The sequence below is a fragment of the Hydrogenophaga sp. genome (genome assembly GCF_041913525.1).
Taxonomy (GTDB): Bacteria; Pseudomonadota; Gammaproteobacteria; order Burkholderiales; family Burkholderiaceae_C; genus Hydrogenophaga.
On sequence record NZ_JAYSFD010000007.1, the window covers coordinates 158,852 to 176,417 of the forward strand.

At 65.7% G+C, this 17,566-nt stretch carries 15 protein-coding genes and 1 tRNA gene; 9 read left to right on the forward strand and 7 right to left on the reverse strand.

Going from position 1 to position 17,566, the window contains the following annotated elements; translation table 11 throughout:
* Window positions 1-27: 27 nt before the first annotated feature.
* Together ACE3RQ_RS10975 and ACE3RQ_RS10980 are read right to left on the reverse strand one after the other, a co-directional pair.
* A complete protein-coding gene (locus ACE3RQ_RS10975; protein WP_374522023.1) occupies window positions 28-1,098 on the reverse strand; it encodes a C4-dicarboxylate TRAP transporter substrate-binding protein in 1,071 nt (356 codons plus the stop codon).
* A gap of 105 nt (window positions 1,099-1,203) precedes the next feature.
* The gene (locus tag ACE3RQ_RS10980; RefSeq protein ID WP_374522024.1) at window positions 1,204-1,899 is read right to left on the reverse strand and encodes a TetR/AcrR family transcriptional regulator; all 696 of its coding nucleotides are present in this window, start codon (window positions 1,897-1,899) and stop codon (window positions 1,204-1,206) included.
* Between the two features lie 130 nt (window positions 1,900-2,029).
* On the opposite strand from ACE3RQ_RS10980, the gene ACE3RQ_RS10985 reads away from it, so the two are divergent.
* The 4 genes from ACE3RQ_RS10985 to ACE3RQ_RS11000 are packed head-to-tail and all read left to right on the forward strand — an operon-like array spanning window position 2,030 to window position 6,518.
* Window positions 2,030-2,719, forward strand: coding sequence for a CoxG family protein (locus ACE3RQ_RS10985; RefSeq protein ID WP_374522025.1), 690 nt, complete (start codon window positions 2,030-2,032; stop codon window positions 2,717-2,719).
* 9 nt (window positions 2,720-2,728) lie between these two features.
* Window positions 2,729-3,598 (forward strand): xanthine dehydrogenase family protein subunit M, encoded by an 870-nt coding sequence (locus tag ACE3RQ_RS10990; protein ID WP_374522026.1) that lies wholly within the window; start codon window positions 2,729-2,731, stop codon window positions 3,596-3,598.
* A 20-nt stretch (window positions 3,599-3,618) separates the two neighbouring features.
* Window positions 3,619-4,104 (forward strand): (2Fe-2S)-binding protein, encoded by a 486-nt coding sequence (locus ACE3RQ_RS10995; RefSeq protein ID WP_374522027.1) that lies wholly within the window; start codon window positions 3,619-3,621, stop codon window positions 4,102-4,104.
* Window positions 4,101-6,518 carry a xanthine dehydrogenase family protein molybdopterin-binding subunit gene (locus tag ACE3RQ_RS11000; protein ID WP_374522028.1) on the forward strand — a complete coding sequence of 806 codons (2,418 nt, stop codon included), beginning with the start codon at window positions 4,101-4,103 and terminating at the stop codon, window positions 6,516-6,518. The genes ACE3RQ_RS10995 and ACE3RQ_RS11000 overlap by 4 nt, the downstream gene beginning before the upstream one ends.
* 117 nt (window positions 6,519-6,635) lie before the next feature.
* Here ACE3RQ_RS11000 and ACE3RQ_RS11005 read toward each other — a convergent pair.
* The 4 genes from ACE3RQ_RS11005 to ACE3RQ_RS11020 form a co-directional block, all read right to left on the reverse strand.
* Window positions 6,636-6,725, reverse strand: a tRNA-Ser gene (locus ACE3RQ_RS11005).
* A gap of 36 nt (window positions 6,726-6,761) precedes the next feature.
* A complete protein-coding gene (locus ACE3RQ_RS11010; protein WP_374522029.1) occupies window positions 6,762-7,157 on the reverse strand; it encodes a DUF2237 family protein in 396 nt (131 codons plus the stop codon).
* The gene (locus tag ACE3RQ_RS11015; protein WP_374522030.1) at window positions 7,157-8,074 is read right to left on the reverse strand and encodes an SPFH domain-containing protein; all 918 of its coding nucleotides are present in this window, start codon (window positions 8,072-8,074) and stop codon (window positions 7,157-7,159) included. The genes ACE3RQ_RS11010 and ACE3RQ_RS11015 overlap by 1 nt, the downstream gene beginning before the upstream one ends.
* 10 nt (window positions 8,075-8,084) lie before the next feature.
* On the reverse strand, window positions 8,085-8,519 hold the full coding sequence (locus ACE3RQ_RS11020; RefSeq protein WP_374522031.1) for an NfeD family protein: 435 nt from the start codon (window positions 8,517-8,519) through the stop codon (window positions 8,085-8,087).
* Window positions 8,520-8,695: 176 nt separating this feature from the next.
* Between ACE3RQ_RS11020 and ACE3RQ_RS11025 the strand changes: the two genes are divergently transcribed.
* A complete protein-coding gene (locus tag ACE3RQ_RS11025) occupies window positions 8,696-10,978 on the forward strand; it encodes an Orn/Lys/Arg decarboxylase N-terminal domain-containing protein (protein ID WP_374522032.1) in 2,283 nt (760 codons plus the stop codon).
* Window positions 10,979-11,048: 70 nt separating this feature from the next.
* On the opposite strand, the gene fabI is transcribed toward ACE3RQ_RS11025, so the two are convergent.
* On the reverse strand, window positions 11,049-11,843 hold the full coding sequence (gene fabI, locus ACE3RQ_RS11030) for an enoyl-ACP reductase FabI (RefSeq protein ID WP_374522033.1): 795 nt from the start codon (window positions 11,841-11,843) through the stop codon (window positions 11,049-11,051).
* Between the two features lie 38 nt (window positions 11,844-11,881).
* Between fabI and ACE3RQ_RS11035 the strand changes: the two genes are divergently transcribed.
* The 4 genes from ACE3RQ_RS11035 to ACE3RQ_RS11050 all read left to right on the forward strand — a co-directional run bounded on the left by ACE3RQ_RS11035 (window position 11,882) and on the right by ACE3RQ_RS11050 (window position 17,543).
* The gene (locus ACE3RQ_RS11035) at window positions 11,882-13,717 is read left to right on the forward strand and encodes an extracellular solute-binding protein (RefSeq protein ID WP_374522034.1); all 1,836 of its coding nucleotides are present in this window, start codon (window positions 11,882-11,884) and stop codon (window positions 13,715-13,717) included.
* Window positions 13,718-13,872: 155 nt separating this feature from the next.
* Window positions 13,873-14,901, forward strand: coding sequence for a microcin C ABC transporter permease YejB (locus ACE3RQ_RS11040; RefSeq protein ID WP_374522035.1), 1,029 nt, complete (start codon window positions 13,873-13,875; stop codon window positions 14,899-14,901).
* On the forward strand, window positions 14,901-15,938 hold the full coding sequence (locus ACE3RQ_RS11045) for an ABC transporter permease (protein ID WP_374522036.1): 1,038 nt from the start codon (window positions 14,901-14,903) through the stop codon (window positions 15,936-15,938). The genes ACE3RQ_RS11040 and ACE3RQ_RS11045 overlap by 1 nt, the downstream gene beginning before the upstream one ends.
* A 6-nt stretch (window positions 15,939-15,944) precedes the next feature.
* Window positions 15,945-17,543, forward strand: coding sequence for an ABC transporter ATP-binding protein (locus ACE3RQ_RS11050; protein ID WP_374522037.1), 1,599 nt, complete (start codon window positions 15,945-15,947; stop codon window positions 17,541-17,543).
* The last annotated feature ends 23 nt before the right edge of the window (window positions 17,544-17,566 follow it).

Consider the following 17,566-nt stretch of genomic DNA (forward strand, 5'->3'; position numbering starts at 1 on the left):
ATGTTGTGGTTGGGGCGTATCAGGGCTTCAGCGGTTCTGGGCTTCCCAGTCGCGCAGCGGCTTCACGCCACGGGCGCGCAGCTCGTCGAAGTAGGCCTTGAGCACTTGCTTGCCGCTGTCGCCGGTGGTTTGCAGCCAGGGCGCCACCAGGTTGGGCAGGCTGTTGACCCACTTGGCCTTCTCGGCCTGCGGCAGCTCGGTGATCTGCAGGCCGGCGGCCTTCATGGTGTCGAGCGCGGCATTGGCGGTTTTGGTGACGTGCTGGCCGTGGGCCTTGGAGGTGGCCTTGCCGGCTTGGAGCATGGCGTCTTGCACCTCTTTGGGCAACTTGTCGAAGAACTTCTTGTTCACCGCCACGCTGCCGAAGTACATGGCGCCAATGTCGATGCGGGTGAGGTGCTTGGCCACTTCGTACACGCGGGCCGGGCCGATGCCGCTGGCAAACGACAGGGCGCCCTGGGTCACGCCGGTCTGGATGTTGGTGTAGTAGGTAGTGAGCGCGCCGTCCACCGGGGTGGCGCCGGTGTCGCGCAGCCAGTTGGCCGAGGTGCCGGGCGCGTTGATGCGCTTGTTTTTCAGCGCCTCCATGTTGGTGACGGGGAAGTTGGCGTAGATGTCGTAGCTGTCGGTGATCAGCGACGACAGCGGCACCATGTTCTGCGCGGCCCAGCTGTCTTTCAGGGCGGGCACCGTGGCGTTGAGCTTGTCGAAGATTTCGATGAGCTGCTCATGGTTGGTGGTGGCGAACGGGGTGAAGTAGGTCACGTTCTGCAGCGGCATGGCGGAGTTTTCCCACACCGTGCCCACCATGCCCACGTCCACGATGCCGTCTCGCACGGCGGCGCGGGTGTCGGTGAACTTGTAGAGGGTGCCACCGTAGTTTTCGCGCCAGCGCACCTCGTATTTGCCGCCGCCTTCCTTGAGGATGCGGTCCACCTCGGGCTGGAACACCTCCTTCATGGCGAAGGCCCAGATGTTGGTGGTGGGGTGGCTGGAGCCGATGTTGACGGTGACGCGCTGCTGCGCGAAGGCCGAACCGACGGTGACCGTGGCCCCGAGCGCGACCAGGCTGGCCATGGCGAATTTCGTGATCTTCATGTTGTCTCCTCGGTGGGTGGTTATGGCTGTGGCTGTGGGTTCAGCCGGGTTGGCGTGATGCCGGTGTTCCCGCACCGGCCTTATCGAACAGGGTGGGTGACTGCCTCATGGCTTGCGGGCGGCCTTCTTGCGGGCCGCGGCCGGCGCTTCGGCGGTGGGGGCGAACAACTCGCGGCTGGCGATCAGGTAGGCGCGCACGCGGTCGCGCACCAGGGCCTCGTCGTAGCCCTCGTGCTGGGCTTCGCTGTAGACGTCTTGTGCGTAGATCCAGCGCCGCATGGTGATGTAGAAGAAGCCACCGTGCAGGCCCATGAGCAGCTCCATCTCGCGCTCGGTGGGGCGTGCGCGGCTGACCAGGTTGCGGAAACGGCGCGTCTCGCGGATGAGGCGCGGAAACAGGCGCACCCGCAGCATGGCGAAGAAGCGGTCGGTGATGGTGTGGTCGCTCAGGCCCGAGAACACCAGGATGCGCACGAACTCTTTGGAGAGTGTGATGTTCACGTACTCGGCGTAGAAGGCGGTGAGCTTGTCTTCCACGCTGATGTCGGGGTCATCGAGCAGGTTGTCCCACTCGGCGCGCCAGCGGCCCTCGAACACCTCAAGGTACACGCGGTCCACCAGCGCCTGCTTGGTGGGGAAGTAGTGGTAGAGCAGGGCGTGGGTCACGCCAATGCTGCGCGCCAAGTCGCGCAACTGGCCGCCGAAACCGTGTTCGGCGAAGAAGGCAATGGCGCCGTCGAGGATGTGTCGCTCGCGTTCGGCCACGCCCATGCGCCGGCGAGCAGGGGTTTCAGGGGTCACGGATTCGGGTTGGGCGACCTGCTCAGGGTTTGTCTGGATGCGCACACTATTTACCCAGTGGTCAATGATTCGTACCATTGTTAACCGCCTGGTAAACAAAAACACCCGTGAAAACCCGAGGATCCAAGACATGGAATTGACAGGAGACATCCTGATCGCCGCACCGCGTGAGAAGGTGTGGGCAGGACTCAATGACCCAGAGGTGCTGGTGCGCTGCATCCCGGGCTGCGAGGCCATGGAGGCCACCAGCCCCACCGAACGCACCGCCCGTGTGGCCGTGAAAGTGGGTCCGGTGCGGGCGCGCTTTGTTGGCCACATTCGCATGGAGGACGTGCGCGCGAACGAGGGCTGCACGCTGAACTTCGAGGGCTCAGGCGGTGCGGCCGGCATGGCCAAGGGCCACAGCAATGTGGTGCTGGCCGACGAGGCTGGCGGCACGCGCCTGAGCTACACCACCCAGGCCTCGGTGGGTGGCAAGCTGGGGCAGGTGGGCGGCCGCATGATTGATGCCGCGGCCAAGCAGATGGCCGACCAGTTCTTCTCCGCCTTCAATGGCCTCATGGCCGAGCCGGCGGGCGCAGCGGCAGCCGAGCCCGAAGCCCCCGCAGCGGTCGAGGCACCAACCCCGGCGGCACCAGAGGCGGGCGCGTCTTCGCCGGCGGTCGCCCCGGCCACCCCCTCCTTCACCCCGACGGTGGCCACCCGCCCGGCTGCCCCCGCGCCGGCCCCCACGCCCGAAAGCCTGCGCGTGCTGTGGTTCGCCCTGGGCGCCCTGTCCACTGGCTTCGGCGTGTGGATCGCTTCCCTGTTGCATTCCTGAGGACCGCCCATGAAAGCCGCTGCCTTCGATTACATCAAACCGCGCTCGCTTGATGAGGTGCTGTCGCTGCTGCAAGCGCATGGCGACGACGCCCGCCTGCTGGCGGGTGGCCAGACCCTCATGGCCACGCTCAACATGCGGCTGTCCGAGCCGCGCCTGGTGATCGACATCACCGGCATCGATGCCCTGCGCGGCATCGGCCTGCAGGGCAATGTGTTGCGCATCGGCGCGCTGGCCACCCACAGCGACATCGAGCACAGCCCGCTGGTGGCGCAGCACGCGCCGCTGCTGAAGGCCGCCGCGCCGCACATTGCGCACCGCGCCATTCGCAACAGTGGCACCTGGGGTGGCTCGATTGCCTATGCCGATCCGGCGGCCGAGTGGCCCACCTGCCTGCTGGCCCTTGGTGGCACGGTGGTGGCGCGTGGCCCGAAGGGCGAGCGTCGCATCGCCGCTGATGACTTTTTCCAGGGCCTCTACGCCACCGCACTGGAACCCGATGAGGTGTTGGTGGCCAGTGAACTGCCCGTGGCGGGCCCTGACCATTGGTTCGGTTTTCAGGAACTGGCCCGCCGCCATGGCGACTACGCCATCGTCGGTTTGGCCGCCACCGCGAAACGGCAAGCGGGCGTGCTGCGCGATGTGCGCGTGGTGCTGCTGGGCGTGGACGCCACGCCCCTGCGTGTTCCCGCCGCCGAGGCCGTGCTGGAGGGGCGCACGCCCGATGCGGCGCTGATCGCCCAGGCGGTGCAGGCGCTGCGCGACTCGATCGACCCGCTGCCCGACCTGACCAACAGCCCGGACACCAAGCGCCACCTGGCTGGCGTGCTGCTGCAGCGCCTCATGAACGGCGCCACCCACGGCGCCCTTGCCGCCTGAGCCACCCGAAGGACATTCCCATGGCAGACCTCTATCCCATCCAAGTCACCGTCAACGGTGAACGCCGCCAGTGCAGCGTGCAGCCCCGCACCCACCTGGTGGACTTTCTGCGCGAAGACCTCGGCCTCAAGGGCAGCCACCTGGGCTGCGAACACGGCGTGTGCGGTGCCTGCACGGTGGAACTCAATGGCCACATCGTGCGCGGCTGCCTGACCTTGGCCGTGCAGGCCGACGGCGGCGAAGTGCAGACGATTGAAGGCGTGAGCCGCAGCGGCGTGATCCGCGACCTGCAGGAAGCCTTTGTGCGCCGCAACGCGCTGCAGTGCGGCTTCTGCACCTCGGGCATGTTGATGGCGGCCAAGGAACTGGTCGAGACGCAACCGCAAGCCACCCGCGCCGAGGTGCGCGAATGGATTTCGGGCAACTACTGCCGCTGCACCGGCTACCACGCCATCGTGGACGCCATCTGCGAGGTGCTGCAACAACGCCAGGAGGCCAAGGCATGAAACGCGACATCCTGAACCTGGAGCCGGGTGTGGAACAGCCCCGCCCGCTGACCCCGGTGACCGAAGACCCGCGCTACATCGGCGCCACCGTGCCGCGCGGCGGCATCGAGCGCCTGACGCAAGGCCTGGGTCAGTACGTGGACGACATCGAGCTGCCGCGCATGGCCCACGTGGCCTTCTGGCGCAGCCCGGTGGCGCACATGCGCATCAAGAAGATCCACGCCGACGAAGCCCGAGGCATGCCGGGCGTGCTGATGGTGGCAGACGGCCACGACATCGCCAAGGTCTGCAAGCCCTGGGTGGCGGTGCTGGGCCACCTGGCCGGCATGAAATCGGCCCCGCAGTACCCGCTGGCGGTGGAGCGCGCCTGCTGGCAGGGCGAGCCGGTGGTGGCCGTGGTGGCCGAAACCCGCGCCCAGGCCGAAGACGCGCTGGCCCTGATCACGGTGGACTGGGAAGAGCTGCCGGCGGCCACCGAGATGTCCACCGCGCTGGATGCCACCACCCCACTGATTCACCCCGAGCTGGGTGACAACCTGTGCTTCACCCGCAGCCTGGACGTGGGCGAGGTGGACCGCGTGTTTGCCGAGGCCGACGAAGTCGCCGAAATCGATTTCGAGTTCGGCCGCCACACCGGCGTGACGCTGGAGCCACGTGCCCAGATCGCCCACTGGAACCCGGCCGAGCAGCGCCTGACGGTCTACCACTCGTTCCAGGCGCCGCACATGATGCAAGACCTCTACGGCCGCCAGTTTGACCTGCCGGCCAACGCCATTCGCGTGGTCTGCAAAGACGTGGGCGGCTCCTTTGGCATCAAGGTGCACGCCTACCCGGACGACTTCGCCACCGTGGCCCTGTCGATCATGCTGGGCCGCCCGGTGAAGTTCGTGGCCGACCGGCTGGAGAGCTTCACCAGCGACATCCACGCCCGCCACCACGAGGTCAAGGCCCGCATTGCGGTGAACCGCGACGGCGAGATTCTGGGCTTCGACATGGTTGACCTCACCGGCATCGGGCCGTATTCCATGTTCCCGCGCACCAGCGCCATCGAAGGCAACCAGGTGGTCAACCTGGTGGGTGGCCCCTACAAGCACAAGCACTACCGCGCCAAGCTCAACGTGGTGTTCCAGAACAAAACGCCCACTTGCCAGTACCGCGGCGTGGGCCACCCGATTGCCTGCGCGGTGACCGAGGCCCTGGTGGACCTGGCCGCCCAGAAGATCGGCATGGACCCGCTGACGATTCGCGAGCTCAACGTCATTCCCGACGACGCCTACCCCACGGCGGGTGCCTCGGGCATCAAGCTGGAAATCCTGTCGCACCAGGCCAGCCTGAAGAAGCTGCGCGAGCTGATGAACTACGACGCCTTGCGCGCCGAGCAGGCCGCGCTGCGCAAACAGGGCATCTACCGCGGCATTGGCTTTGCCACCGTGATCGAACTCACCAACCCCAGCGCCGCGTTCTACGGCGTGGGCGGTGCGCGCATCGCCTCGCAAGACGGCGCCACCATGCGGCTTGACCCCGAGGGCGACATCACCGTGCTGGTGGGGGTGGGCGAACAAGGGCAGGGCACCGAAGGCATCTACCGCCAGATCGCGGCCGACGCGGTGGGCGTGGACATCCAGAAGGTGCGCATCGTCACCGGCGACACCGATGTCACGCCCTACGGTGGCGGCACCTGGGCATCGCGCGGGGCCGGTGTGGGCGGCGAGGCGGTGCTGCTGGCTGGCCAGGCGCTGCGCGAGAACATCGTCAAGGTGGCGGCGGTCATCCTCAAGCGCGAGGGCAGTGGTTTGGCCGTGCGCCGTGGTCGCATCGTGGACGCTGCCACCGGCGAAGAACTGTTGCCGCTGGCCGAACTGGGCCGCATCGCCTACTTCCGCTCCGACACGCTGCCGGCCGACTTCACGCCTGAGCTGATGGTGACGCGCCACTACGCGCAGCGCGACTACCCCTTCATCTTCACCAACGGCGTTCAGGCCTCGTATGTGGAGGTGGACCCCGACACCGGCTTCGTGAAGCTGCTCAAGCACTGGGCGGTGGAAGACTGCGGCCGCGTGCTCAACCCCATGCTGGTGGACGAGCAGATGCGCGGTGCCATCGTGCAGGGCATTGGCGGTGCGCTGTTCGAAGAATGCCTCTACGACGACCAGGGCCTGATGGTCAACGCCAGCATGGCCGACTACCTGGTGCCCATGTCATCGGAGATGCCCGACATCGAGGTGGCCCACGTGCAGACGCCCACCGCCAGCTCCAAGCTGGGCGCCAAGGGCGCGGGCGAGGCCGGCACGGCCGGTGCGCCGGCGGCAGTGATGAACGCCGTCAACGACGCCATCGCCCCTTTCAGCGCGCACGTGTTCTCACAACCCATCACGCCGCAGAAGGTGTTGCGCGCCCTGGGCAAGGTGCGCTGAGTGACGTGTTCGAGCGACTGGTCCCGCCAGCCGCTCGAATGCCCAAAACACCAAGACACCAAAACAAAACCCTCTCAGGTATTGCACCTGAGAGGGTTTGTTGTTGGGTGTGTTTGTTGGCGGAGAGGGCGGGATTCGAACCCGCGGTGGGGATTAGCCCACACACGCTTTCCAGGCGTGCGACTTAAACCGCTCATCCACCTCTCCGCGAAGCTCGACATTGTAGCAGGGGATTTGCTCGGTTCAGCCGGTTCGCTGCGAAGAACTTGGTGGCGCCCAGGCGTGCTGGCGCAACACGTCCAGCGACACATAGGCCAATGCGCTGTCGTGAGTGCTTTGCAGCACCACCGGTGGCGCCACACCGGCTTGCAGGGCTTCCAACCACCGGTTGACGCACAGGCACCAACGGTCGCCGGGACGCAGCCCGGCAAAGCGCCACTCGGGACGCGGGGTGATGAGGTCATTGCCCCGCGCCAGCGAGAACGACAGAAACGCCTCGGTCACGCGGGCGCACACCACGTGAGTACCGTGATCGGACTCATCGGTGCGGCAACAGCCGTCGCGAAAGTAGCCGGTGAGCGGGTCGTACGAGCAGGGCACCAGCGGCTCGCCCAGCACGTTGTAGGCGCCGGTTTCCATCAGGAACCTTTACCCGTGGCGCCCACCATCTTCATGGCCGAGCCGATGAGGGTGGACACCTCGGTCATGTTGCTGGGCACGATGAGCGTGGTGGTGGCGTCAGCGGCCACCTTGGCGTAGGCGTCCACCGCGCGCTCGGCCACCTTGAGTTGAACCGCCTGTTCGCCGCCGGGCTGGCGGATGGCGGCGGCCACTCTCTCGATGGCCTGGGCCGTGGCCTCGGCCACAGCGGTGATGGCCGCGGCTTCGCCTTGCGCGTTGTTGATGGCCGCCTGCTTCTCGCCCTCGGAGCGGGCGATGAAGGCTTCGCGCTCGCCGGTGGCGATGTTGATCTGCTCTTGGCGGCGGCCTTCCGAGGCGGCAATCAGGGCGCGTTTTTCGCGCTCCGCCGTGATCTGCTGCTGCATGGCGTGCAGGATTTCCTTCGGCGGCGTCAGGTCCTTGATCTCGTAGCGCAGCACCTTCACGCCCCAGTTCAGCGCGGCCTCGTCGATGGCGGCCACCACCTGGGCGTTGATCATGTCGCGCTCTTCAAAGGTCTTGTCGAGTTCCAGCTTGCCGATCACCGAGCGCAGCGAGGTTTGTGCCAGCTGGGTCACGGCCACGATGTAGTTGGACGAGCCGTAGCTGGCGCGCATGGGGTCGGTGACCTGGAAATACAGGATGCCGTCCACCTGCAGTTGGGTGTTGTCGCGGGTGATGCACACCTGGCTGGGCACATCCAGCGGAATTTCCTTCAGGCTGTGTTGGTAGGCCACTTTGTCGATGAAGGGCACGATGAAGTTCAGGCCCGGCGCCATCGAGGTGTGGTACTTGCCCAAGCGTTCCACCACCCAGGCGTGCTGCTGGGGCACCACCTTCACGGACCGGGTAATGAAGATGGCGGCGATGACGAGCAGAAGAATGGCGATTTCCATGGCGTGCAATTCAGTTGGATGAAGGGGTTTTTTCGACGATCAGGCGGTTGCCCACCAGTTCGGTGACACGGTGGAGACCCGGTTGGGGCGGTTCACCCGAACGAAGCACGGCCGTCCACTGGGTGCCACGGTATTTCACGGTGGCGGTGCCATCGGCCTGCCAGGCATCAACGTGCACCTGCTCACCGATGTCCAGGTTCACGCTGCGCTCGGCGCGGGCCGTGCGCTGGGGCCGCCGCCGCTGCACCAGCGTCCAGCCCACCACGGCGGCCGATCCCACCACCGCGGCGCTGACCAGCTGCCAGGCCAGGGCCAGCCCCAGGTGGGCGGCCACGGCGCCTGCGGCCAGGCCAATGGCCACCATCAGCAGGTAAAAAGTGCCGGTGAAAAGCTCCAGGGCCACGGCCGATCCGGCCAGCAGCCACCACCAGGTTGTGTCTGTCATGTGTCCTTCCCTTTGATGGGCGACGGCTGTCGCCCTGGCGGGACATTCTGCGACAAAAAGATGGCACGTCTGGACCACAGCGGCGCGGATTTCCGTACACTTCGGCCCGAGCCTGGCGGCACCGCGTCGCCGGGCCTTTTCTTTTTTGCAATGGGCCGGCGCGACAGGAGGCTGCCATGAAATTTCGTTTTCCCATCGTGATCATCGATGAGGACTTCCGCTCCGAGAACACCTCGGGCTTGGGCATTCGCGCCCTGGCGCAGGCCATCGAGACCGAGGGCTTCGAGGTGGTGGGCGTGACCAGCTATGGCGACCTGTCGCAGTTCGCCCAGCAGCAAAGCCGGGCCAGCGCTTTCATCCTGTCCATTGACGACGAGGAGTTCACCCCGGGCCCCGAACTGGACCCGGCGGTGCTGAACCTGCGCAGCTTCATCGAAGAGGTGCGCCGCAAGAACGCCGATGTGCCCATCTACATCTACGGCGAGACCAAGACCAGCCGACACCTGCCCAACGACATCCTGCGCGAACTGCACGGCTTCATCCACATGTTTGAGGACACGCCGGAGTTCGTGGCGCGCCACATCATCCGCGAAGCCAAGAGCTACCTGGAGGGCATTCAGCCACCGTTCTTCAAGGCGCTGCTCGATTACGCCGAAGACGGTTCGTATTCCTGGCACTGCCCAGGGCATTCGGGTGGCGTGGCCTTTCTGAAGACGCCCGTGGGGCAAATGTTCCACCAGTTCTTTGGCGAGAACATGCTGCGCGCCGACGTGTGCAACGCGGTGGAAGAACTGGGCCAGCTGCTCGACCACAACGGCGCCATTGGCGCGTCTGAGCGCAACGCGGCGCGCATCTTCAACGCCGACCATTGCTTCTTCGTCACCAACGGCACCAGCACCTCCAACAAGATGGTGTGGCACCACACGGTGGCGCCGGGCGACGTGGTGGTGGTGGACCGCAACTGCCACAAGTCCATCCTGCACTCGATCATCATGACGGGCGCGATCCCGGTCTTCCTCAAGCCCACGCGCAACCACTACGGCATCATCGGACCGATCCCGCAGAGCGAGTTCGAGATCGAGGCCATCCAGGACAAGATCCGCGCCAACCCGCTGCTGGCCGGTGTGGACGCCGCGGCCGTGAAGCCCCGGGTGTTGACGCTCACGCAGTCCACCTACGACGGCGTGCTTTACAACACCGAGGCCATCAAGGAGATGCTTGACGGCTACATCGCCAACCTGCATTTCGATGAGGCCTGGCTGCCGCACGCGGCCTTCCACCCCTTCTACGGCAACTACCACGCCATGGGCAAGAAGCGGGCGCGGCCGAAAGAGTCGGTGGTGTATTCCACGCAGTCCATCCACAAGCTGCTGGCTGGCATCAGCCAGGCCAGCCACGTGCTGGTGCAAGACTCGCAGAACGTCAAGCTCGACCGGCATCTGTTCAACGAGTCGTACCTGATGCACACCAGCACCAGCCCGCAGTACGCCATCATCGCCAGCTGCGACGTGGCCGCGGCCATGATGGAGCCGCCCGGTGGGCGCGCACTGGTGGAGGAGAGCATTCTGGAGGCGCTTGATTTCCGCCGCGCCATGCGCAAGGTGGAGGCCGAATTCGGCGCCGACGACTGGTGGTTCCAGGTGTGGGGCCCCGACCAGCTGGCCGACGAGGGCATTGGCCAAGCCAAAGACTGGGTGCTCAACCGCAAGAACGACGAGGTGGCCACCGAGCGCGATTGGCACGGCTTCGGCGACATGGCGCCGGGCTTCAACATGCTAGACCCGATCAAGGCCACCATCGTCACCCCCGGTCTGAACCTGGACGGCAGCTTTGGTGAAACCGGCATTCCGGCGTCCATCGTCACCAAGTTCCTGGCTGAGCACGGCGTGGTGGTGGAGAAGACCGGCCTCTACAGCTTCTTCATCATGTTCACCATCGGCATCACCAAGGGCCGCTGGAACACGCTGCTGACCGCGCTGCAGCAGTTCAAGGACGACTACGCCAAGAACCAGCCGATGTGGCGCATCATGCCGGAGTTCTGCGCCAAGCAGCCGCGCTACGAGCACATGGGCCTGCGCGACCTGTGCCAGCACGTGCACGAGCTGTACGCCCGCTACGACATCGCGCGCCTGACCACCGAGATGTACCTGAGCGACCTCACGCCGGCCATGAAGCCCAGCGACGCGTTTGCGCACATCGCCCAGCGCACCACCGAGCGCGTGCCCATCGACGAACTGGAAGGCCGCATCACCACGAGCCTGGTCACGCCATACCCGCCTGGCATTCCGCTGCTCATCCCGGGCGAGGTGTTCAACAAGAAGATCGTCGATTACTTGAAGTTCGCCCGCGAGTTCAACCAGCAGTGCCCTGGCTTCGAGACCGACATCCACGGTCTGGTGGAGGTGGTGGGCGCCGATGGCCGCAAGGCCTACTTCGCCGATTGTGTGAAGAAGGGCTGAGCCCGCGCTCCGTTCCCAACAACAAAGGCCCCGCATGCGGGGCCTTTGTTTTGGTGGCGTCTGCTGGGTATCAGGCCTGGGGTGCTTCGGCGATGCCGCCCACCACGTTGTTGAAGCCACCGTCCACGTAGACGATTTCGGCGCTCATGCCGGCCGACAGGTCAGACAGCAGGAAGGCGGCCACGTTGCCCACGTCTTCGATGGTGACGTTGCGGCGAATCGGCGAGGTCTCGGCCACCACCGACAGGATCTTGCCGAAGCCCTTGATGCCGCTGGCAGCCAGGGTCTTGATGGGGCCGGCGCTGATGCCGTTGACGCGCATGCCCTTGGGGCCCAGCGATTCGGCCAGGTAGCGCACCGAGGCCTCCAGGCTGGCCTTGGCCAGGCCCATGGTGTTGTAGTTGGGAATGGAGCGCAGCGCGCCCAGGTAGGAGAGGGTCAGCAGCGCCGACCTGTCGTTCAGGTAGGGCAGGGCGGCCTTGGCCATGGCCGGGAAGCTGTAGGCGCTGATGTCGTGCGCCACCTTGAAGGCTTCACGCGACAGGCCATCGAGGAAATCGCCGGCGATGGCCTCGCGCGGCGCAAAGCCGATGGCGTGCACAAAGCCGTCGAACTTGGGCCAGGTCTTGGACAGGTCGGCGAACAGACGCTCGATCTGGGCGTCATCGCCCACGTCGCAGTCGAACACCAGGTTAGAGCCGAAGTCGGCTGCAAACTCGGTGATGCGGTCCTTGAAACGCTCGCCCACATAGCTGAAGGCCAACTCGGCGCCTTGCTCGTGACAGGCCTTGGCAATGCCATAGGCAATGGAACGGTTGGACAGCACGCCAGTGATCAGCAGCTTCTTGCCCGCGAGAAAACCCATCTTTGAATCTCCAGAAAAAATTGCGTGAGAATTGTCGCATGCAGCTTCCCCGCCCCCGACTGCCCGCGCGACTTATGGCCCTTTGTGTGGCGGCGCTGGCGCCGACCGTGTGGGCGGCGCATGGTTACGCCCTGTGGGGTGAATTGAAGTACCCCGCTGGATTCACGCATTTCGACTACGTGAACCCGCAGGCGCCCAAGGGGGGCGAGCTGCGCCTGGTCAGCAACCTGCGCACCAGCACCTTCGACAAGTACAACCCCTTCACCCTGCGCGGCAGCGCACCGGCCTACCTGTCGGACTTGATGTTCGACTCGCTGCTGACCGGCGCCCTGGACGAGACCGGCGCGGCCTACGGGCTGCTGGCCGAAGACGTGCAGGTGGCGCCCGATCGGCTCTCGGCCACCTTCAAGCTGCGCGACACCGCGCGCTTTCACAATGGCGCGCCGGTGCTGGCCGCTGATGTGAAGCACAGCTACGACACGCTGATGGGCCCACACACCTCGCCGGCCTTCAAGACCATTCTGCAAGACGTGGCGGGTCTGGACGTGTTGGGTGAGCGGGTGGTGCGCTACCGTTTCAAGAAGCCCAACCGCGAACTGCCCCTCACGGTGGGCGGGCTGCCGGTGTTCAGCCGCGACTGGGGCAACCAGATTGACCCGAAGACCGGCCAGCGCAAGACCTTTGACCAGGTGGTGACCGACATCCCCATTGGCAGCGGCCCCTACACGATCGGCCCGGTGGTGTTTGGCAAAGACATCACCTATGTGCGAGACCCGGGCTACTGGGCGCGCGATTTGCCCGTGCGCCGGGGCACGGCCAACTTCGATCGCATCACGGTCAAGATCTACAAGGACAGCACCGCGCGGCTGGAAGCCTTGAAGGCCGGCGAGTTTGACCTGATGCGCTTCTTCTCGGCCGGTGACTGGGCGCGACGGGTCAACGGCAAGCGGTTCGACACCGGTGAGCTGGTGAAGGGCGAGTTCCAGCACCGCCTGCCCACGGGCTTTCAGAGCTACGTGCTCAACACGCGCCGCCCGCCGCTGGACGACATCCGCGTGCGCGAGGCCCTTGGGCTGGCACTGGACTACGAGTGGATGAACCGCCAGATGTTCTACGGCGCCTACCAACGGGTGGAGGGCCTGTTTGGCAACACCGACTGCCAGGCCAAGGGCGAACCCGGCCCGGACGAACTGGCATTGCTCACGCCCTGGCGTGCCCAACTGCCCCCGGCCGTGTTTGGCCCGGCCTACAAAGCCCCTCGAACCGATGGCGACAGTTCATTGCGGCAGAACCTGCGCCGCGCCCAGGCCTTGCTTCGTGAGGCGGGCTGGACGGTGCAGGACGGCGTGCTGCGCAACGCGCAGGGAAAGGCGCTGGAACTGGAATACCTGGACAGCGCCGAGACCGGGGTGCGCGTGGTGTCGCCTTGGACGCGCAACCTGGAAAAACTGGGCGTGCGGCTGCGGTTTCGCCCGGTGGACTTTGCCCTTTACCAGCAACGCCTGCGCACGTTTGATTTCGACATCGTTTCTCTCGCCTTTGGTGGCACGCACAACCCCGGCGCCGAGTACGCCGATTTGTTTGGCTCGCAAGCGGCCAAGATGCCGGACTCGGGCAACTTCAGCGGCCTGGCCAACCCGGCGGTGGACGACCTGATCCGGCGCATGAGCAGCGCCGACCAGCGGACTGACTTTCTTGCCGCCTGCCGCGCGCTCGACCGCGCGGTGAGCCACAGCCACGTGCTCATTCCGCAGTGGTCGGCTTCCACGCACCGCATCGCTTACAACGCCTGGCGCTTGGCGCGCCCGGCCCAGATGCCGCCTTACGCCAGCGGCGAAACCTGGGCCATTGATACCTGGTGGTCGATGAAATGAATTCCTCCCTGCGCCGCTTCGCGTCTTCCCCCCTATGGGGGGACGCACCCTTTGGCCGGGCGGAGCCCGTTCTTCGGGTGCCCTTGGCTGGATCCCCCGCGCCGGCAGCAGCGCGTCAGGCCTGGCATCCATTCTTCTGGAGGGGGTGAATCGCCATGTGGGTCTACATCCTCAAGCGCTTGCTGCTCATGATCCCCACGCTGCTGGGCGTGCTGCTGCTCACCTTTGTGGTGATCCAGTTCGTGCCAGGTGGCCCCGTGGAGCAATACCTGGCCGAGGCGCGGGCCGCAGGCGGCGCTGCGGGCGCCGAGGGCGGAGCGGTGTACCGGGGCGGGCAGGGCGTGGACCCGAAGCGGCTGGAGCAGATCAAGGCGCTCTACGGCTTTGACAAGCCGGCGCACGAGCGCTTTTGGCAGATGCTGGGACAGTTCGCCCGTTTTGACCTGGGGACCAGCTTTTTCCAGAACAAGGCGGTGTCCGACCTGATCGTGGAGAAACTGCCGGTGTCCATCACCCTGGGGCTGTGGACCTTCTTCATCAGCTACGGCGTGGCAGTGCCACTGGGCGTGGCCAAAGCGGTTCGCGCCGGTAGCCGCTTTGACCTGCTCACCACCCTCATCATTCTGGTGGGCTACGCCATCCCGGGTTTCGTGTTGGGCGTGGCGCTGCTGGTGATCTTTGGCGGGCAGTTGCAGTGGTTTCCCTTGCGCGGCCTGACCTCATCCAACTGGGAAGAGCTGTCTTGGGGCGCGCGCATCGTGGACTACCTCTGGCACATCACCTTGCCCGTCACGGCCATGGTGCTGGGGAGCTTCGCCGTTACCGCCATGCTCACGAAAAATGCTTTTCTGGAGGAGATTCGCAAGCAATACGTGATGACCGCCCGCGCCAAGGGCTTGAGTGAGCGGCAGGTGCTGTGGAAGCACGTGTTTCGCAACGCGCTCATCCCCATCGTCACGGGTTTTCCGGCGGCTTTCATCGGCGCGTTTTTCGCCGGTTCGCTGCTCATTGAAACGCTGTTTTCGCTCGATGGCCTGGGCTTGCTCAGCTACGAGAGCGTGATTCGCCGCGACTACCCCGTGGTACTGGGCACGCTGTTTCTCTTCACCCTGATCGGCTTGGTGACCAAGCTGATCTCTGACCTTTGCTACGTGTGGGTCGACCCACGCGTGAAGTTCGACTGATGGCCAGCTCCGCATCGCTCTCACCCTCGCGCCGCGCCTGGTTGCGCTTTCGGCGCAACCGCCTGGGCTTCTGGAGCCTGGTGCTGTTCGTGGCCCTGGTGCTGGGTAGTCTCGCGGCCGAGCTGTGGTCCAACGACCGGCCGCTGGTGGTGCGCTACGACGGGAAGACCTATTTCCCGCTGGTGCAAGATTTCCCCGAGACGGTGTTCGGCGGTGACTTCGACACCCCCACCGACTACCTCGATCCCTTCATCCGCGAGCAGATCACCCGGGGGGACAACTGGGCGCTCTATGCGCTCAATCCCTATGGCGCGAAGACCATCAACTACTTCGCCGAGAAGCCCAACCCCTCGCCACCGAGTGCGGCCAACTGGCTGGGCACCGATGACCGCGGTCGCGATCTGCTGGCGCAGCTGGTGTACGGCTTTCGGGTGAGCGTGCTGTTTGGCCTGGCGCTCACGGCCATCGGCGTGGTGCTGGGCGTGATCACCGGCGCCATTCAGGGCTTCTTTGGCGGCAAGACCGACCTGGCCTTCCAGCGCTTCATCGAGATCTGGGGCTCCATGCCCGAGCTGTACCTGCTGATCATTTTTTCCGCCGTGTTCGCCCCCAGTGTCGGCCTGTTGCTGGTGCTGCTGAGTCTGTTTGGCTGGATGGGCCTGTCCGATTACGTGCGCGCAGAGTTCCTGCGCAACCGGCAACTCGACTACGTGCGCGCTGCCCGTGCCATGGGCCTGAGCCGCTGGCAGATCATCTGGCGGCACGTGCTGCCCAACAGCCTCACCCCGGTGGTCACTTTTCTGCCGTTTCGCATGAGCGCGGCCATCCTGGCGCTCACCTCACTGGATTTTCTCGGCCTGGGCGTGCCGCCCGGCACCCCGTCGCTGGGCGAATTGCTCAGCCAGGGCAAGAACAACATCGACGCCTGGTGGATCTCCATTTCCACTTTCGCCGTCTTGGTGGTCACGTTGTTGCTGCTCACCTTCATGGGCGATGCCCTGCGAGACGCGCTGGACCCCCGCAAGCAAGACGCCTGACACCCCATGAGCCTGCTCGACGTTCAGAACCTCACCGTCGCCTTCAATGGCCAGCCTGTGGTGCATGGGGTGAGCTTCACCATTGCCGAAGGCGAAAAGCTGGCACTCGTGGGCGAGTCCGGCTCGGGCAAGACTGTGTCGGCCCTGTCGCTCCTGAAACTCGTGCCCGATGCCCAGGTGCAGGGCAGGGCGCTGCTGAATGGCCAGGACTTGCTGAGCCTGAGCGAGCGCGGCCTGCGCGCTGTGCGTGGCGACGAGGTGTCGGTGATCTTTCAAGAGCCCATGACCTCGCTGAACCCGCTGTACACCGTGGGCCAGCAGGTGGCCGAGGTGCTGCAGCTCAAGCGTGGCCTCACGGCCAAGCAGGCCTGGGCGGGGGCGGTGGAATGGCTGGCCGCCACCGGCATTCCCGAGCCGGCCCGCCGCGCCAGGGCCTATGCGCACCAGCTCAGTGGCGGGCAACGCCAGCGGGCCATGATCGCCATGGCGCTGGCGTCGCAGCCCAAGCTGCTGATCGCCGACGAGCCCACCACCGCGCTCGACGTGAGCCTGCGCCTGCAGATGCTGGACCTGCTGTCCGACCTGCAGCGCCAGCATGGCATGGCGGTGCTGCTCATCACGCACGACTTGCCGCTGGTACGGCGCTTCGCCGACCGGGTGGCCGTGATGGAGAGGGGCCACTTGGTGGAGGCTGGCCCGGTGGCGCAGGTGTTTGCGGCTCCTCAGCATCCTTACACCCAGATGCTGCTCAGCAGCCGCCCCGAGCGCCTGGTGGACGAGTCGCCACTGCCTGTGGCTTCAACGCCGGTGCTGGCGGCGCAAAAACTGCGCGTGGCCTATCCGGTGCCTCTGCCTGGTTTGCGCGGCTGGTTCCGCCGTGGCGAGTTCGTGGCGGTGAAGGGCGCCGATCTGCGCCTGGGCAAGGGGCGCACCCTGGGCGTGGTGGGCGAATCAGGTTCGGGCAAGTCCACCTTGGCCTTGGCTGCGCTGGGTCTGCTGCCGCACGGCGGCGAACTGCAAGTGGCGGGCACCGACTGGGCCTCGGCAGAGCGAGGCGGCGGCACCCGCGCGCTTCGCCAACGCGTTCAGGTGGTGTTTCAAGACCCGTTCTCGTCCTTGTCGCCACGCATGACCATTGAGCAGATCGTGGGCGAGGGCCTGGGCATTCACCACCCGGGGCTCAATGCCGAACAGCGACGCCAGCGCGTGTTGCAGTCCCTGGTGGACGTTGGCCTGGCTGCGCAGCCCGAGGACGCTGCGCCCTGGCTGTCGCGTTACCCGCACGAGTTCTCTGGCGGCCAACGCCAGCGCCTGGCCATTGCACGCGCCTTGGTGGTGGACCCTGAGCTGCTGGTGCTGGACGAGCCCACCAGCGCCTTGGACGTGACAGTGCAGAAGCAGGTGCTGGGACTGTTGCAGCGCCTGCAGCGCGAGCGCGGTTTGGCCTACCTGCTGATCACGCACGACGTGGCGGTGATCGCCGCCATGGCCCACGACGTGATCGTGATGAAAGACGGCGAGGTGGTGGAGGCCGGGCCTGTGCTGTCCATCCTGGAGCGGCCACAGCATCCCTACACCCAGTTGCTGGTGCAGGCGGCGGCCTGAGACCACCGTGGCGTGAAGGTGTG

Coding starts and splice junctions, on each gene's coding strand:
- ACE3RQ_RS10975 (WP_374522023.1), bottom strand. CDS start 1,098: ATGAAGATCACGAAATTCGCCATGGCCAGCCTGGTCGCGCTCGGGGCC.
- ACE3RQ_RS10985 (WP_374522025.1), top strand. CDS start 2,030: ATGGAATTGACAGGAGACATCCTGATCGCCGCACCGCGTGAGAAGGTG.
- ACE3RQ_RS10990 (WP_374522026.1), top strand. CDS start 2,729: ATGAAAGCCGCTGCCTTCGATTACATCAAACCGCGCTCGCTTGATGAG.
- ACE3RQ_RS10995 (WP_374522027.1), top strand. CDS start 3,619: ATGGCAGACCTCTATCCCATCCAAGTCACCGTCAACGGTGAACGCCGC.
- ACE3RQ_RS11000 (WP_374522028.1), top strand. CDS start 4,101: ATGAAACGCGACATCCTGAACCTGGAGCCGGGTGTGGAACAGCCCCGC.
- ACE3RQ_RS11010 (WP_374522029.1), bottom strand. CDS start 7,157: ATGGAAACCGGCGCCTACAACGTGCTGGGCGAGCCGCTGGTGCCCTGC.
- ACE3RQ_RS11015 (WP_374522030.1), bottom strand. CDS start 8,074: ATGGAAATCGCCATTCTTCTGCTCGTCATCGCCGCCATCTTCATTACC.
- ACE3RQ_RS11020 (WP_374522031.1), bottom strand. CDS start 8,519: ATGACAGACACAACCTGGTGGTGGCTGCTGGCCGGATCGGCCGTGGCC.
- ACE3RQ_RS11025 (WP_374522032.1), top strand. CDS start 8,696: ATGAAATTTCGTTTTCCCATCGTGATCATCGATGAGGACTTCCGCTCC.
- fabI (WP_374522033.1), bottom strand. CDS start 11,843: ATGGGTTTTCTCGCGGGCAAGAAGCTGCTGATCACTGGCGTGCTGTCC.
- ACE3RQ_RS11035 (WP_374522034.1), top strand. CDS start 11,882: ATGCAGCTTCCCCGCCCCCGACTGCCCGCGCGACTTATGGCCCTTTGT.
- ACE3RQ_RS11040 (WP_374522035.1), top strand. CDS start 13,873: ATGTGGGTCTACATCCTCAAGCGCTTGCTGCTCATGATCCCCACGCTG.
- ACE3RQ_RS11045 (WP_374522036.1), top strand. CDS start 14,901: ATGGCCAGCTCCGCATCGCTCTCACCCTCGCGCCGCGCCTGGTTGCGC.
- ACE3RQ_RS11050 (WP_374522037.1), top strand. CDS start 15,945: ATGAGCCTGCTCGACGTTCAGAACCTCACCGTCGCCTTCAATGGCCAG.